Annotated in this window: 12 protein-coding genes; 8 read left to right on the top strand and 4 right to left on the bottom strand. The window is 47.2% G+C overall.

Going from position 1 to position 15,541, the window contains the following annotated elements:
* Positions 1-22 precede the first annotated feature (22 nt).
* Together ligA and MST20_RS18675 are read left to right on the top strand one after the other, a co-directional pair.
* Positions 23-2,026 (top strand): NAD-dependent DNA ligase LigA, encoded by a 2,004-nt coding sequence (ligA, locus tag MST20_RS18680; protein ID WP_243944111.1) that lies wholly within the window; start codon positions 23-25, stop codon positions 2,024-2,026.
* A 15-nt stretch (positions 2,027-2,041) separates the two neighbouring features.
* Positions 2,042-3,232: a CamS family sex pheromone protein gene (locus MST20_RS18675; RefSeq protein WP_243944109.1), complete on the top strand. Its 1,191-nt coding sequence runs from the start codon at positions 2,042-2,044 to the stop codon at positions 3,230-3,232.
* A 30-nt stretch (positions 3,233-3,262) separates the two neighbouring features.
* Here the strand turns inward: MST20_RS18675 and MST20_RS18670 are convergent, their stop codons facing one another.
* Both MST20_RS18670 and putP read right to left on the bottom strand, forming a co-directional pair.
* Complete coding sequence (locus MST20_RS18670) at positions 3,263-3,955, bottom strand: MgtC/SapB family protein (protein ID WP_377904729.1); 693 nt, start codon at positions 3,953-3,955, stop codon at positions 3,263-3,265.
* A gap of 218 nt (positions 3,956-4,173) precedes the next feature.
* Complete coding sequence (gene putP / locus MST20_RS18665) at positions 4,174-5,655, bottom strand: sodium/proline symporter PutP (protein ID WP_243944105.1); 1,482 nt, start codon at positions 5,653-5,655, stop codon at positions 4,174-4,176.
* Positions 5,656-6,096: 441 nt separating this feature from the next.
* Between putP and gatC the strand changes: the two genes are divergently transcribed.
* The 5 genes from gatC to MST20_RS18640 all read left to right on the top strand — a co-directional run bounded on the left by gatC (position 6,097) and on the right by MST20_RS18640 (position 10,065).
* On the top strand, positions 6,097-6,387 hold the full coding sequence (gene gatC / locus MST20_RS18660; protein WP_003179590.1) for an Asp-tRNA(Asn)/Glu-tRNA(Gln) amidotransferase subunit GatC: 291 nt from the start codon (positions 6,097-6,099) through the stop codon (positions 6,385-6,387).
* Positions 6,388-6,409: 22 nt separating this feature from the next.
* Positions 6,410-7,867, top strand: coding sequence for an Asp-tRNA(Asn)/Glu-tRNA(Gln) amidotransferase subunit GatA (gene gatA / locus MST20_RS18655; RefSeq protein ID WP_243944104.1), 1,458 nt, complete (start codon positions 6,410-6,412; stop codon positions 7,865-7,867).
* A 13-nt stretch (positions 7,868-7,880) separates the two neighbouring features.
* A complete protein-coding gene (gatB, locus tag MST20_RS18650; protein ID WP_243944102.1) occupies positions 7,881-9,311 on the top strand; it encodes an Asp-tRNA(Asn)/Glu-tRNA(Gln) amidotransferase subunit GatB in 1,431 nt (476 codons plus the stop codon).
* A 173-nt stretch (positions 9,312-9,484) separates the two neighbouring features.
* Positions 9,485-9,787 (top strand): DUF2089 family protein, encoded by a 303-nt coding sequence (locus tag MST20_RS18645; RefSeq protein WP_025810340.1) that lies wholly within the window; start codon positions 9,485-9,487, stop codon positions 9,785-9,787.
* Complete coding sequence (locus MST20_RS18640) at positions 9,784-10,065, top strand: hypothetical protein (protein WP_075755326.1); 282 nt, start codon at positions 9,784-9,786, stop codon at positions 10,063-10,065. The genes MST20_RS18645 and MST20_RS18640 overlap by 4 nt, the downstream gene beginning before the upstream one ends.
* 72 nt (positions 10,066-10,137) lie before the next feature.
* Here the strand turns inward: MST20_RS18640 and MST20_RS18635 are convergent, their stop codons facing one another.
* On the bottom strand, positions 10,138-11,220 hold the full coding sequence (locus MST20_RS18635) for a glycoside hydrolase family 26 protein (protein ID WP_243944100.1): 1,083 nt from the start codon (positions 11,218-11,220) through the stop codon (positions 10,138-10,140).
* A gap of 125 nt (positions 11,221-11,345) precedes the next feature.
* Positions 11,346-12,194, bottom strand: a complete 849-nt coding sequence (locus tag MST20_RS18630; RefSeq protein ID WP_243944098.1) for a TetR/AcrR family transcriptional regulator — start codon at positions 12,192-12,194, stop codon at positions 11,346-11,348.
* Between the two features lie 147 nt (positions 12,195-12,341).
* Here MST20_RS18630 and MST20_RS18625 point away from each other — a divergent pair, with 147 nt between their 5' ends.
* Positions 12,342-15,500, top strand: a complete 3,159-nt coding sequence (locus MST20_RS18625) for an efflux RND transporter permease subunit (protein WP_243944096.1) — start codon at positions 12,342-12,344, stop codon at positions 15,498-15,500.
* Positions 15,501-15,541: the final 41 nt, after the last annotated feature.

The following is a 15,541-nucleotide window of genomic DNA, read 5'->3' as shown; positions in this document are numbered from 1 at the left end:
CTGAAATGAAAGGACGAAACCAATGGAAAAAGAAGCAGCTAAACGCCGTGTGGAACAACTGCATGCATTGATTAATAAATACAACTACGAATATCACACCCTTGACGACCCAAGCGTGCCTGATTCCGAATATGACAAGCTGATGAAGGAGCTTATTGCTCTTGAAGAAGAGCACCCCGACCTGAAAACGCCGGACTCTCCTTCTCAGCGTGTCGGCGGAGCCGTTTTGGACGCCTTTCAAAAAGTGCAGCATAAAACGCCGATGCTGAGCCTCGGCAACGCGTTTAATGAAGAAGATCTGCGCGACTTTGACCGCCGCGTCCGCCAGGCGGTCGGAGATGTTGAATACAACGTCGAATTTAAAATAGACGGTCTTGCTGTTTCACTGCGCTATGAAAACGGCGTATTTGTCAGAGGTGCGACGAGAGGCGACGGAACAACGGGCGAGGATATTACGGAAAATTTGAAGACCATCAGAAACATTCCCCTCAGAATGAAGCGCGACCTTTCAATTGAAGTGCGCGGCGAGGCATTTATGCCGAAGCGCTCTTTTGAATTGCTGAACAAAGCGCGGCTCGAACGGGATGAAGAGCCGTTCGCCAACCCGCGGAACGCCGCTGCCGGCTCATTAAGGCAGCTTGATCCGAAAATCGCCGCGAAACGAAATCTCGACATCTTCGTCTACAGTATAGCGGAGCTTGACGAAATGGGCGTTGAAACGCAAAGCCAGGGACTTGATTTCCTCGACGAACTCGGCTTTAAAACCAATCATGAAAGAAAAAAATGCAGCACGATCGAAGAAGTCATTGAGATCGTCGAAGAGCTCAAGACAAAACGCGCCGACCTTCCGTATGAAATCGACGGGATCGTCATTAAAGTCAACTCCCTTGATCAGCAGGAAGAGCTCGGCTTTACGGCAAAAAGCCCGCGCTGGGCGATCGCCTACAAGTTTCCTGCCGAAGAGGTTGTCACAACGCTTTTGGACATTGAATTAAGCGTCGGCCGGACGGGCGCAGTAACCCCGACTGCGATTCTCGAACCTGTAAAAGTGGCGGGTACGACCGTCCAAAGAGCCTCTCTCCACAACGAAGATTTGATTAAAGAGAAGGATATCAGACTGCTGGACAAAGTTGTCATTAAAAAAGCAGGAGACATCATTCCGGAGGTCGTCAACGTCCTCGTCGAACAACGGACGGGCGAAGAAAAAGAATTCAACATGCCAAAGGAATGCCCGGAATGCGGAAGCGAGCTTGTCAGGATTGAAGGAGAAGTCGCGCTTCGCTGCATCAATCCGGAGTGCCCGGCCCAGATCAGGGAAGGCCTGATCCATTTCGTTTCCCGGAACGCGATGAATATAGATGGTCTTGGCGAGCGCGTCATCACCCAGCTGTTCCGCGAAGACCTCGTCCACAATGTCGCCGATCTGTATAAGCTGACGCGCGAGCAGCTGATCAATCTCGAGCGGATGGGAGAAAAATCGACTGACAATTTATTGAAGTCGATTGACAAATCGAAGGAGAATTCATTGGAACGGCTTCTTTTCGGACTCGGCATCCGCTTCATCGGCGCCAAAGCGGCCAAGACACTGGCGCTGCATTTTGAAACGCTCGACAGGCTCAAAAAAGCGACAAAAGAAGAATTGGTCGAAGTCGATGAAATCGGCGAGAAAATGGCGAACGCCCTCGTCACTTATTTTGAAAAAGAAGAGATTCTGAAGCTCTTGGAAGAACTCGAAGAACTCGGGGTGAACACCGTTTATAAAGGCCCGAAAAAAGCGGCAGCTGAAGCGAGCGATTCGTATTTTGCGGGGAAAACGATCGTCCTGACCGGGAAGCTAAGCGAATTGTCGCGGAACGACGCGAAAGCGGAAATCGAAGCGCTCGGCGGAAAAATCACAGGCAGTGTAAGCAAAAAAACCGATCTCGTCATTGCCGGCGAAGCGGCAGGCAGCAAACTGGCGAAAGCTGAAGAGCTGAACATTAAAGTATGGGATGAAGCAAGACTGATCAGTGAGCTAAAGAAATAAGAGGAGTGTTTTCTATTGAAAAAGATATTATGTTTGGCGGCTGCTGCGGGTATGCTCATGCTCTCAGCCTGTGCGCCGAATTTTGGGGGAGAAGAAGAGCAGGAGATGGTACAGAAAACGGATAAGTCGAAAGAAAAAGCCATCATTCCGAAATACAACATCTCCGATTCTTATTATAAAATGGTTCTTCCTTTCAAGGCGGGGAAAGCCCGCGGCTTGACGACCGAACGTCTGAATACGCGGCTGGATATCGATGAATTTGAGACAGGCATGATGCGCCTTGCGCAAGATTCATTTTCTACTGACGATTACCTTTTTCAAGAAGGACAATACTTGGATGAGGATACAGTCACGAGCTGGCTCGCCCGCAAAAAAACGGGGGAAGACCTGAAAAAAGCTGAGAAAGACGATAAAAACTTCAAAAACCTCGGACTGAACCCCGCCCTTTCCGGAAGCGGATCAACAGAGAAGCAAAACGAAGAAAGCCCGGTATACCTCGCCCATATGCTTGAGCACGACTACCTCGTCCGCAAAGACAAGGATACGATTGAGCTCGGCGGCGTCGTGATCGGCCTTGCGTTGAACTCTGTCTACTACTACCGCGAAAATGTCGGCGACCCGCAAAAAGAAGTGACCATCAGCGACAAAAAGCTGAGGCAGGAAGGCGAAAAAATCGCCGAGGAAGTGACGAAACGGATCAGAAACATGGATGATTTGAAAAACATTCCGCTGACCATCATGCTCTACAAGCAGGCGCCTAAGTCATCGATCGTCCCTGGAAACTTTATCGCCAAAACCGAGGTGAAAGCAGGGACAAGCGAGCTCGGCGGCTGGGATAAAATCAATGAAGAGTACACGTTCTTCCCTTCAACAGAAGGTTCGGAGAAACATCCGGATGACGCGGAGCTCTTCAAACGCTTTAAAAACAAGGTCGACACGTATTTTCCAAACTACACAGGGGTTGTCGGCACGGCTCTCTATAAAGACGACCAAATGCAGGACATGAAAATCAACATCCCGATGCAGTTTTACGGCAAAAGCGAAGTCATCGCCTTTACCCAGTTCTTGACCGGTGAAGTGATGGATTACTACGGCAAAAGCGGACTGAACGTTGAGATCAACATTACTTCGTCAGCCGGACAGGAAGCCGTTATCCTGAAAAAGCCGGGAGACAAGGAACCGACCGTCCATATTTATGATTCATAAAAAAGAAGCAGCCAAAGGGCTGCTTTTTTTTTAAAGCGTATCGCATTTTACGCCGACGACGCCGTCGATCGCTTTGATATCGTAATAGACATCGGTGACATACCGTTTCTTATGAACCATGATTTTCGTTTCCATGATCGGAAATTCATTATCGCGCATATCATCGATCCGGACGGAATGAATCCGGATTTTTTTCGCTTTCATTTCCTTGATGATATCCGTCATTTTATCCTTGTCATTCAGGGACATGCGGACGCGGATTTCTTTTTCCTGCAAGCGGTTCGGACCGATTTTGCCGACGATCCACGGCAAAAACTCGACGCTGATTAAAATGAAAATGAGACTGACAAATGCTTCTTTATAAAAGCCCGCTCCGATGGCGACGCCGAGGCCGGCTGCTCCCCAGATCATCGCTGAAGTGGTCAGGCCGGAAATGACGTCGTTGCTTTTGCGTAAAATCACGCCCGCTCCGATGAAGCCGATCCCTGATATGATTTGTGCGGGAAGCCGCAAAGGGTCCATCATGATTCTGTTCGACTTTGGAAAATGGTATGCCGCATCAATGCTGATCATTGTCAGAACACAGGAACTGATCGCAATCACGATGCACGTTTTTAAGCCGAGCGGCTTGTTTTTCAGCTCCCTTTCGAGACCGATGACCATTCCGATTAATGTTGCGATGCCAAGCTTCAACAGCGTTTCTGTTTCAATATGCCAATCCATGCCCATGATCTCCTTTCCGACAATATCTTATATGATTGATATGATTTTCTCACAGACGCTATGGATCGACAACTGTTTTTGAAGGGTGTGTCCAGGAACCATTCATCTGCAAGAAGCTCTATACTCTTACCATTATATTGCCGGCGTGGCATCAAAAGAATTCAGTCTGAGCAAAAAAGCCGCCGGATGTCACCCGGCGGCTTTCATTGCCTGATCATTTAAGAATGTTCTTCCTCATGCGTTTGTTCCATTTCTTCAAACATATCTCTTGCTTCTTTTGCCGGCTTGTTCGTGAACATGCTGACAGCGTAAACGACAATCAAGCTCAGGAAGAAACCAGGGATCATTTCATAGATTCCCGTCTTATCCTGCAGACCGGTCAGAATGCAAATCAGCACGGTCACGGCTCCTGTGATCATACCGGCCAATGCGCCCCACTGGTTCATCCGCTTCCAGTACAAGCTGAGAAGGATGGCGGGCCCGAATGCGGAACCAAAACCGGCCCACGCATAACCGACCAGATCAAGGATCGTGTTGTTCGGTGTCAGAGAAAGAAGGATCGCGATGACGGCGACAAGCAGAACGCTCAGACGTCCGACAAGAACGAGCTCTTTATCCGAAGCATCGCGCCGGAAAAACGTCCGGTAAAAGTCTTCCGTCATGGCGCTTGATGTGACAAGCAGCTGGGAAGACACCGTACTCATAATCGCCGCGAGCAAAGCGGAAAGCAAAAATCCGGTAATCAGCGGATGGAATAATACCTTTGAGAACACGATAAAAATCGTTTCCGGATCTTTAAGCGCTGTACCCGTCTCATGGACATACGCCACACCGATCAGTCCGACAAGCAGTGCGCCGATTACGGAGATTATCATCCAGCCCATTGCGATGCGGCGTGCAGGCTTCAGCTCTTTTACGGATGAAATCGCCATAAAGCGGACGATAATATGCGGCTGACCGAAATAGCCCAGTCCCCAGGCGAGAAATGAAATAATGCTAATGACGGTCGTTCCTTTGAAGAAATCGAGCAAGCTTGGATTGATTTCTTCGATCACATTGAAAGTCGGCGTAATTCCGCCTAATTGAGTAAAGGCAACGATCGGCACGAGCACTAAAGCGATAAACATAATCAAACCTTGCAGAAAGTCAGTCAGACTGACAGCCAAAAATCCTCCGAACAGCGTATAAGCAATCACGACTGCGGCTGTTAAGAAAAGACCGATTTTATAATCGAGGCCGAACGCCGTTTCAAACAGTCTTCCTCCGGACACCATACCCGCCGACGTGTACAGTGTGAAAAACACCATAATGACGATGGCTGATGCAAGGCGCAAGATTCTCGTCGTATCATTAAACCGATTTTCGAAAAAATCCGGAATTGTAATCGCATCGTTTGCTACTTCTGTATATGTGCGCAGCCGGGGAGCGACAACCAAGTAGTTCACATAGGCTCCGATTGTTAAACCGACGGCAAGCCAGGCGCTCGAAAGTCCTGTCACATACATGGCTCCGGGCAGTCCCATCAGCATCCAGCCGCTCATGTCCGACGCGCCGGCCGATAAAGCCGTAACAGCAGGCCCAAGACCTCTGCCGCCGAGCATGTAGTCATTCAAATTGGATGTCTTTCTGTAGGAATACCAGCCGATTAAGAGCATCGCGGCAAAATAAATCCCTAACGAAATAAATATTTCAACACTCACGTTTCATATCTCTCCTCTTTAAAAATAATGTGGCATCACCTCTTTAAAATTTTCAACAATACTGACTTGCGGTACGAAGAAAATTGCAGGGCCTCCTCTTTAAAAAATCAAGTATTGGAATTAAGGCGCTGCCGATTAGATCGTACTTAGTTACCTAACCTATCAAACTATTCCCCATCAATCAACCGTGAAAAACATCCGATTTTATTGAAAAAGGGCGTGATGGTTATGATAAGCATCACAATGAAAGCGCTTACAAATATTATAAAAAGTAAAAATATTCTGAATATTAGTACGTGCTATTTTACTGAATTTTTCATGTGCGATCAAATAAAAGCCGCCAAATGGGGCGAAGATCGCGGTTTTGTTGATTTAGAAGGCTGAAATTTGATATGATCAGTATTATGACTAAGCGAGAATAACCTTGGAGGTGTTTTTAGTATGTCGCGTATTTCTATAGAAGAAGTAAAGCATGTCGCCCATCTTGCCAGACTGGCGATTACGGACGAGGAAGCGGCGATGTTTACCGAACAGCTTGACAGCATTATTTCATTTGCAGAAGAGCTGAACGAAGTCGATACAGAGAATGTTAAACCAACAACGCACGTATTGCAAATGAAGAATATCATGAGGGAAGATGTCCCTGATAAAGGGCTTCCGGTTGAAGACGTCGTCAAAAATGCGCCTGATCATAAAGACGGCTACATCCGCGTGCCGTCAATCTTGGACTGAATAAAGGAGGGAGCGAGAAAACATGTCACTGTTTGACCATAAAATATCTGAATTAAAACGTCTCATACATAATAAAGAGATCAGCATATCAGATTTAGTCGATGAATCTTACAAACGGATTCACGAAGTTGACGGAAAGGTACAAGCCTTTTTGCAGCTTGATGAAGAAAAAGCCCGCGCATACGCCAAAGAATTGGACGAAGCGCTTGATACCCGTGATGAGCACGGCCTTCTTTTCGGGATGCCGATCGGCATTAAGGACAATATCGTAACAAAGGATCTGCGGACAACGTGCGCAAGCAAAATTCTCGAGAACTTTGATCCGATCTATGACGCAACCGTTGTTGATCGTCTTCACGAAGCTGAAGCGATCACCATCGGAAAGCTGAACATGGATGAATTCGCGATGGGCTCTTCCACAGAGAACTCAGGCTTTAAAAAGACAAAAAACCCGTGGAACCTCGAAACTGTTCCGGGCGGATCAAGCGGAGGCTCTGCGGCTGCGGTTGCGGCCGGGGAAGTGCCGTTTTCACTTGGATCTGACACGGGTGGATCGATTCGCCAGCCGGCATCTTTCTGCGGCGTCGTCGGCTTAAAGCCTACATACGGACGCGTTTCCAGATACGGCCTTGTCGCATTTGCTTCTTCATTGGATCAAATCGGCCCGATCACAAGATCTGTCGAAGACAACGCCTACCTTCTGCAGGCGATTTCAGGCGTCGACAAAATGGATTCGACGAGCGCCAATGTGGATGTGCCCGACTATTTGTCAGCGTTAACCGGCGACATTAAAGGACTTAAAATCGCCGTTCCGAAAGAATACCTTGGCGAAGGAGTGGGAGAAGAAGCGAGAAATTCCGTCCTTGAAGCGTTGAAAGTGCTCGAAAGCCTTGGCGCGACATGGGAAGAAGTATCGCTTCCGCACAGCAAATACGCGCTGGCGACTTACTACCTGCTTTCTTCATCTGAAGCGTCGGCAAACCTGGCGCGATTCGACGGCATCCGCTACGGCTACCGCACGGACAATGCCGACAACCTGATCGACCTGTACAAACAGACGCGTGCCGAAGGATTCGGAAACGAAGTCAAACGCCGCATCATGCTCGGCACGTTCGCGCTCAGCTCAGGCTATTACGACGCGTACTATAAAAAAGCGCAAAAAGTCAGAACGCTGATCAAAAAAGACTTTGAAGACGTATTTGCAAACTATGACGTCATCATCGGACCGACAACGCCGACGCCGGCATTTAAAATCGGCGAAAAAACGAGCGATCCGCTGACCATGTACGCCAATGATATCTTGACGATTCCTGTCAACCTTGCGGGCGTACCGGGAATCAGCGTACCGTGCGGCTTGGCGAACGGCTTGCCGCTCGGCCTGCAAATCATCGGCAAACACTTTGACGAAAGCACAGTATACCGCGTCGCCCACGCATTCGAACAGGCGACAGACCACCATAAAGCGAAACCTGAACTGTAAGGGGTGAAAAAACATGAACTTTGAAACGGTAATCGGACTTGAAGTCCACGTGGAGCTCAAAACAAAATCGAAAATTTTCTCCAGTTCTCCAACGCCATTCGGCGCGGCGGCCAACACGCAGACAAGCGTTATCGACTTAGGCTATCCGGGTGTACTGCCTGTGTTGAACAAAGAAGCCGTTAATTTCGCGATGAAAGCCGCGATGGCGCTCAACTGTGAAATTGCGACAGAAACGAAATTCGACCGGAAAAACTATTTTTATCCGGACAACCCGAAAGCTTATCAAATTTCACAATTTGATAAACCGATCGGCGAAAACGGCTGGATCGAAATCGAAGTCGGTGGAAAAACGAAGCGCATCGGCATCACCCGCCTTCATTTGGAAGAGGATGCGGGAAAACTGACACATACAGGCGACGGCTACTCCCTTGTCGACTATAACCGCCAGGGAACACCGCTCGTTGAAATTGTCTCCGAGCCCGATATCAGAACGCCTGAAGAAGCTTACGCCTACCTTGAAAAACTGAAATCGATCATTCAGTATACAGGTGTTTCCGATTGTAAGATGGAAGAGGGCTCGCTCCGCTGCGACGCCAACATCTCGCTCCGTCCGATCGGACAAGAGGAGTTCGGCACAAAGACAGAGCTGAAAAACCTGAACTCATTCGCCTTTGTTCAAAAAGGCCTTGAGCACGAAGAAAAACGCCAGGCGCAAGTTCTTTTGTCAGGCGGTGTCATTCAGCAGGAGACGCGCCGCTATGATGAAGCATCCAAAACGACGATTTTGATGAGGGTCAAAGAGGGATCTGACGACTACCGCTACTTCCCTGAGCCTGATCTAGTCGAGCTTTACATTGACGATGAGTGGAAACAGCGCGTGAAAGACAGCATTCCTGAGCTTCCGGACGAGCGCCGCAAGCGCTACATCGAAGAGCTTGGCCTGCCTGCCTATGACGCGAAAGTGCTCACTTTGACAAAAGAAATGTCCGACTTCTTCGAAGCGGCCGTCGAAAAAGGCGCAGACGCGAAGCTGGCGTCGAACTGGCTGATGGGTGAAGTGTCGGCTTACTTGAATGCTCAGCAAAAAGAGCTTGACGATGTCGCGCTCACACCTGAAGGCCTTGCTGGATTAGTCCAGCTGATCGAAAAAGGCACAATTTCATCGAAAATCGCGAAAAAGGTCTTCAAAGAATTGATCGAAAAAGGCGGAGACGCAGAAAAAATCGTCAAAGAAAAAGGCCTTGTGCAAATCTCTGACGAAGCGACGCTCAGAAAGCTTGTCACAGAAGCACTCGACAACAATCCGCAATCGATCGAAGACTTCAAAAACGGAAAAGACCGTGCGATCGGCTTCCTTGTCGGCCAAATCATGAAAGCCTCAAAAGGACAAGCGAACCCGCCGATGGTCAACAAGCTTCTTCTTGAAGAGATTAATAAACGATAAAAAACAGACTTATGCTACTTAAATGGAGGTCCTCATGTTGGGGACCTTTTTTTATTTGTGTAAAGATGCAAATAAAAAATAAATAAAATTAAATTTTATTTGAATTTTATTAAAAAATATATTATCATTAAATTGAATTTTGTTTTTAAATTTGTTGATAAGAGGGGCTGTCTATGGAAAGAAAAGATGTACCCGAGTGGATATTGGCTTTAGAAGAAGAGGATGTAGAATTTATTAAAAACTTTATGCTGAAATCTGGTTCGTTAAAAGAAATTGCAAAGAGTTATCAAGTGTCTTATCCGACAGTTAGAGTTAGATTGGATCGGTTAATACAAAAAATTCAACTCATTGATGAGTTGGAAAATGAGACTTTTGTTCATTTTATTAAACAGTTAGCTATCGATGATCAGATAAGTCTGGAAAATGCAAAGTTAATCATTGAGAAATATAAAAAAGAGCGGGGTGTTCATAAATGAATACTATATATATACTACTGATCGGATTTACAATACTAGGAATTCAATATTTTTTATCTACCAGAAATCGTACTTTTTGGGGAGCTATACTACCAACAGCTTATATCATTTTTCTCGTTGCATTATCCATTCATGAAGGAAAATCTTTCGCATCATTCTATCTTCCTCTTATTGGCGGACTAGCTTTATTGCTGGGGGAATGGATTAAAGGCAGAGAAGCTTTGAAAAAAAAGCAGGAAAGAGAAATGAGAGTAATGAAAGCCATGGATATTAAATAACAGGATCAGCCTCAAAAGGACAGAACAAGCTGCTTAAAAAACCTTGGAGAATAATTCTCCAAGGTTTTTTCATTATTCCACGACAGGCGTCAAAGAATCGCCGTCCCAAATCTCTCCTTTATTCAGCGCCCATGGATGAAGATAGAGGGTGTCCGCTCCCTTATTCACAGCAGGGCTCCACTCATCGTTCCACGCCAGGAAGTACGTCGTTTTCGGGTATTTTTCTTTGATTGCATGGATAAACCGCGCGTAATCCAGCCCGCCGTTTGTCGTCTGCGGTCCGACCTCTGTAAAGGCAAACGGTTTGTTCAGAGATGTGAGCTGATCGTAGCCATCAATGGCGTCCGGGTCATCAAAATAAGCGTCAAGCCCAACAATGTCAACATATGATGCGCCCGGATAAAAGTCTGTTTTAAAGTCTCTGTTGGCGTCCGGCGCATACACCCACAACAGATGATCCAAGCCTCTTGTCTTTGTCATATAGTCATAGATTTTCACATAGAGCTGTTTGTACAAGGAGATTCTCGCGCTGTCTTTATGATTATATTGCGTCAGCCCCCACCAGAACCATTCGCCGTTCATTTCGTGAAGGGGTCTGAATAGAACGGGCACACCTTCATTTTCAAGCTCCTGAAGGCCATCGGCGATTTTGCTCAGCATCGCCTCAAGCCGTTTTCCTTCGGGCGTGGAAGAATCTAAAATTCTCTCATACTGGCTGTTCGAAATCTGAGTTTTATAATGGCCCGAAGTATACGCGGGGTTTGCGAGGTGCAGGCTGATTTGCGGAATGCCTCCGCTTTTCCAATATGCGATCAAATCACGGTTGCAGCTGTAGTCAATCGTATCGGCAATCTCCGCCGGCTCCAGCCATCCTCTTGCATAATCGCAGCCGTATATGGCTGGCAGCTGTCCTGTTGCCTGTTTGATCCGGTCGGCTTCAGCCAGCGAAAATGTGTCGAGGCTGTATCCTCCGAATGCCCCGGACATCACCCGGCTCTCCGTCCGATTGGGCAGGTGGGCAAGCCAGTTCATCACCGCTTTCGTCGTCAGCTGGGCATTTGGATTCACCGGAGAAACGGTGTGTGCGTAGCTCGGCTGCGAAACGGTAAAAGCAAGAAGCAGCACGAAGATGGAACAAACGATGTTTTTTTTCACTAAGGTAAAACCTCCTAAAAATCTAGATTGTCTTAAGCGAAATCTTATTATACATGCCGCTTCCAAAATATACATGATCAGATCGTCGTATTGTAAGGGAATAAAAAAACAGCCATAAGGCTGCTTTATGAATGAAGGAAACGGGTGATCATTCCATATAGATGCTGAAGATTGTCCTGATGCTCCAAATTTGTCAGCATGCCTTGAAGCACGGGTGTGCGGGGCGAATCTTTTCTCAGCTCTTCCTCGATCACATCCAGTGTAATGAGAATGTCTTCCGGCAGGGCCGGCTGACGTTTGGCATCTTCAAGCTCCCGTAAAATCGTATGTTTATCGGCCGTATTGCCGGCGTTCCGGTAATAGCTGTACGTGCGGCCGGCCAGGATCGGCTGCTCCCCGTTTTGAACCATGCCATCAATCATGTCATCGATTCTTCTCATAATAAAATCCGCAAGTTCGTAAAAATCGATGTCCAGTTCATTAAAGATAAACAAATTTTGATAGGACTGCACGATGCCTTGAACGATCACGGACAAGTCTGACAGATAAGGCTTCACAATGTCACCGTAGGCGGCTGACAGCGCGTTTTGATACGTCTCATGGAATTTTTGGCTGACATTTTTAAAATATTCTTCGATTTTGCTGTTTTCCGGGATGCTGTGTTCGCTGATCATCACGAGAATAAAGTCGCGGTGCTCCTTGCTCTCACTGAATTGATAAGCAATCTGCTCCTTGAACGTTTCCTTGGGAGGAAAATTCTTTTGCTGAATGATCTTCATATTTTCCATCGTTCGATCGATATAATACTTAATGATCGCAAGCAAAAGCGCTTCTTTCGACTTGAAATGCAGGTAGAAAGCTCCTTTTGAGATGTTGCATTCATTGGCGATGTCCTGAATCGTTGTGGAAGCAAACCCGTTTTTCGCGAAGAGGTGCAGGCCTGCTTTAATGATTTTTTCTTCTTTTTCTGTCATGAATGTACCCCTTTAACACTTCTTTAAAATTGAATAAATTTTAACATATATAAGTTGACGCTGTTTACTTTTGAAGTTTATTATTGTATAGAATGACCAGTCAGTCAATCTGTATTCTGAAAAATGATATACACAATGGAGGTCGTAATGAATTCTATCATTAATTTTGTACTAAAGAACAAGTTCGCTGTGTGGCTGATGACGATTATTGTTACGGTTGCCGGCATTTATGCGGGTTTAAATATGAAGCAGGAATCGATTCCTGATGTAAACATGCCTTATTTGACCATCAGCACGACATACCCCGGAGCCACTCCGAACCAGGTAGCTGATGAAGTCACAAAGCCTGTTGAACAAGCCGTGCAAAACCTGGACGGCGTCAGCGTTGTGACGTCCACATCGTATGAAAATGCATCATCGGTGATGATTGAATACGATTATGAAAAGGATATGGACAAAGCGAAGACGGAAGCCGCTGAAGCATTGGCGAATCTCGATCTGCCGGACAATGCGAAAGAGCCGAGCATTTCGCGCTACAGCATGAATTCTTTCCCGATCCTCGCGCTCAGCGTGTCCAGTGATAAAGACGATCTTCAAAGCTTGACGAAAAAAGTGGAAGACAGCCTTCTGACGAAGCTTGAAGGTCTTGAAGGCGTAGCTTCCGTTCAGCTTTCCGGACAGCAGGTTGAAGAAGTCGAATTTTCATTTAAAAAAGACAAGTTGAAGCAATACGGGCTTGACGAGGATACAGTCCAGCAAGTGATTCAAGGATCTGATGTGACGACTCCGCTTGGGTTGTACACATTCGGCAAAGAAGAAAAATCGGTCGTCGTCAGCGGCGATATCGAAACAATTAAAGACTTGAAAAATATGAGAATTCCAGCGGTGTCTACCGGAGGCGCAAGCGCGCAAGCCGGAGCGCAAAGTGCACAAGCGGCCCAGGGGGCGCAGGCTCAAGCCGGAGTACCGAGCGCCGGACAAGCTCAGCAAAGCGCGGGAATCCCGACGGTAAAGCTGTCTGACATCGCAACGATTAAAGATGTCAAAAAAGCCGAATCCATTTCACGCACCAATGGTAAAGACAGCATCGGCATCAGCGTCATTAAAGCCAACGACGCCAATACCGTCGAGGTAGCCGACAATGTAAAAGCTGAACTCGAACAATTCAAAAAAGACCACAAAGGCTTCAAATACAGCTCGACATACGATCAAGCCGAACCGATCACTGAGTCGGTCGAGACGATGCTGAGCAAAGCGATTTTCGGAGCGATCTTTGCGGTTGTGATCATTCTCTTATTCCTAAGGGATATTAAATCAACATTAATCTCGGTCATTTCGATTCCATTGTCATTGTTAATCGCACTGCTCGTCTTGAACCAGCTTGATATCACGCTCAATATCATGACGCTCGGCGCCATGACGGTTGCTATCGGACGGGTTGTCGACGACTCGATCGTTGTCATTGAAAACATTTACCGCCGCATGAGGCTGAAAGATGAGCCGCTGCGCGGAAAGGCGCTCGTACGCGAAGCGACGAAGGAAATGTTCATGCCGATCATGTCATCAACGATCGTGACGATCGCGGTATTCTTGCCGCTCGCACTCGTCGGCGGTCAAATCGGCGAATTGTTCCTGCCGTTTGCCTTAACGATTGTATTCGCGCTTGCCGCATCCCTGCTGATCGCGATCACGCTCGTGCCGATGCTTGCGCACACCCTCTTCAAAAAGTCGTTGACAGGTGCGCCGGTGAAGGCGAAAGAACATAAGCCTGGGGTACTGGCCAACTTCTACAAAAAAGTGTTGAATTGGTCGCTCAGCCATAAATGGATCACATCGATCATCGCGGTTCTGATGCTGGTCGGAAGCTTGTTCCTCGTGCCGTTAATCGGAGCGAGCTACTTGCCTGCTACAAAAGATAAAATGGTGCAAATCACATACACTCCTGAACCGGGAGAAACGAAAAAAGAAGCGGAAAAAGAAGCGCAAAAAGCTGAAAAAGTCCTATTGGACCGCAAACACGTAGATACGGTTCAATATACGTTAGGAGCGGGAAATCCGCTGATGGGCGGAAGCTCAAACGGCGCGTTATTCTATATCAAATATGAGGAAGACACACCTGATTTTGATAAAGAAAAAGACAACGTCCTAAAAGACATTCAGAAGCAATCCAAACGCGGAGAATGGAAAACCCAGGATTTCAGCTCTTCAGGCAATAACAATCAGTTAACGTATTATGTGTACGGAGATTCAGAAAAAGAGATTAAAGGCACTGTAAAAGAGATCGAAAAGATTATGAAAGACCAAAAAGACCTGAAGAACGTAAACTCAGGCCTGTCCAGCACATATGACGAATTTACTTTTGTCGCTGACCAGGAGAAATTAAGCAAACTCGGGTTAACGGCATCACAGATTTCTCAGGCGCTCATGAAAGAAACATCGCAGGCGCCGCTTACAACCGTGAAAAAAGACGGAAAAGATCTTGATGTCACGATTAAAACAGAAGAAGAAACTTATAAGAGTGTCAAAGATTTAGAAAACAAGAAAATCACAACTCCGACCGGCCAGGAAGTAAAAATAGGCGATGTCGCGAAAGTGAAAGAAGGCACGACATCTGACACGATTTCAAAACGCGACGGCAAAATCTATGCCGATGTCACGGCGGAAGTCACATCTGACAACGTCACAGCCGTATCAGTCGACGTGCAGAAAAACATCGACAAGATCGAGCTGCCTGACAACGTCACAATCGATACAGGCGGCGTATCCGCTGATATCGAAGATTCCTTTACAAAACTCGGACTCGCGATGCTTGCGGCGGTCGCGATCGTTTACCTCGTGCTTGTGATTACATTCGGCGGAGCACTGGCGCCATTTGCGATCCTGTTCTCGCTGCCGTTTACGATTATCGGCGCCTTGGTGGGACTATACGTATCGGGAGAAACGATCAGCCTGAACGCAATGATCGGAATGCTGATGCTGATCGGTATCGTCGTTACAAACGCGATTGTCTTAATCGACCGCGTCATCCATAAGGAAGCGGAAGGGCTCTCAACGAGAGAAGCGCTCCTTGAAGCCGGCTCTACAAGGCTCCGTCCGATCCTGATGACGGCCATCGCCACAATCGGCGCCCTGATTCCATTGGCGCTCGGATTTGAAGGCGGCAGCCAGGTCATTTCAAAAGGACTCGGCGTCACCGTTATCGGCGGTTTGATCAGTTCGACGCTCCTTACCCTTCTGATCGTACCGATCGTATACGAAGTACTGGCGAAATTCCGCCGGAAAAAACCGGGTATGAAAGAAGAGTAAGTCGATAAAACATGAACCCCTTGGAACGGTCCTTTCCAAGG

Source organism: Bacillus sp. B19-2 (assembly GCF_022832475.1).
Taxonomy (GTDB): Bacteria; Bacillota; Bacilli; order Bacillales; family Bacillaceae; genus Bacillus; species Bacillus paralicheniformis.
Note: the sequence above shows the minus strand (reverse complement) of the source record. Positions and strands in the feature narration are given on the sequence as shown.

Coding starts and splice junctions, on each gene's coding strand:
- gatC (WP_003179590.1), top strand. CDS start 6,097: ATGTCGCGTATTTCTATAGAAGAAGTAAAGCATGTCGCCCATCTTGCC.
- MST20_RS18625 (WP_243944096.1), top strand. CDS start 12,342: ATGAATTCTATCATTAATTTTGTACTAAAGAACAAGTTCGCTGTGTGG.
- gatA (WP_243944104.1), top strand. CDS start 6,410: ATGTCACTGTTTGACCATAAAATATCTGAATTAAAACGTCTCATACAT.
- MST20_RS18640 (WP_075755326.1), top strand. CDS start 9,784: ATGAATACTATATATATACTACTGATCGGATTTACAATACTAGGAATT.
- gatB (WP_243944102.1), top strand. CDS start 7,881: ATGAACTTTGAAACGGTAATCGGACTTGAAGTCCACGTGGAGCTCAAA.
- ligA (WP_243944111.1), top strand. CDS start 23: ATGGAAAAAGAAGCAGCTAAACGCCGTGTGGAACAACTGCATGCATTG.
- MST20_RS18645 (WP_025810340.1), top strand. CDS start 9,485: ATGGAAAGAAAAGATGTACCCGAGTGGATATTGGCTTTAGAAGAAGAG.
- MST20_RS18670 (WP_377904729.1), bottom strand. CDS start 3,955: ATGGATTGGCATATTGAAACAGAAACGCTGTTGAAGCTTGGCATCGCA.
- MST20_RS18630 (WP_243944098.1), bottom strand. CDS start 12,194: ATGACAGAAAAAGAAGAAAAAATCATTAAAGCAGGCCTGCACCTCTTC.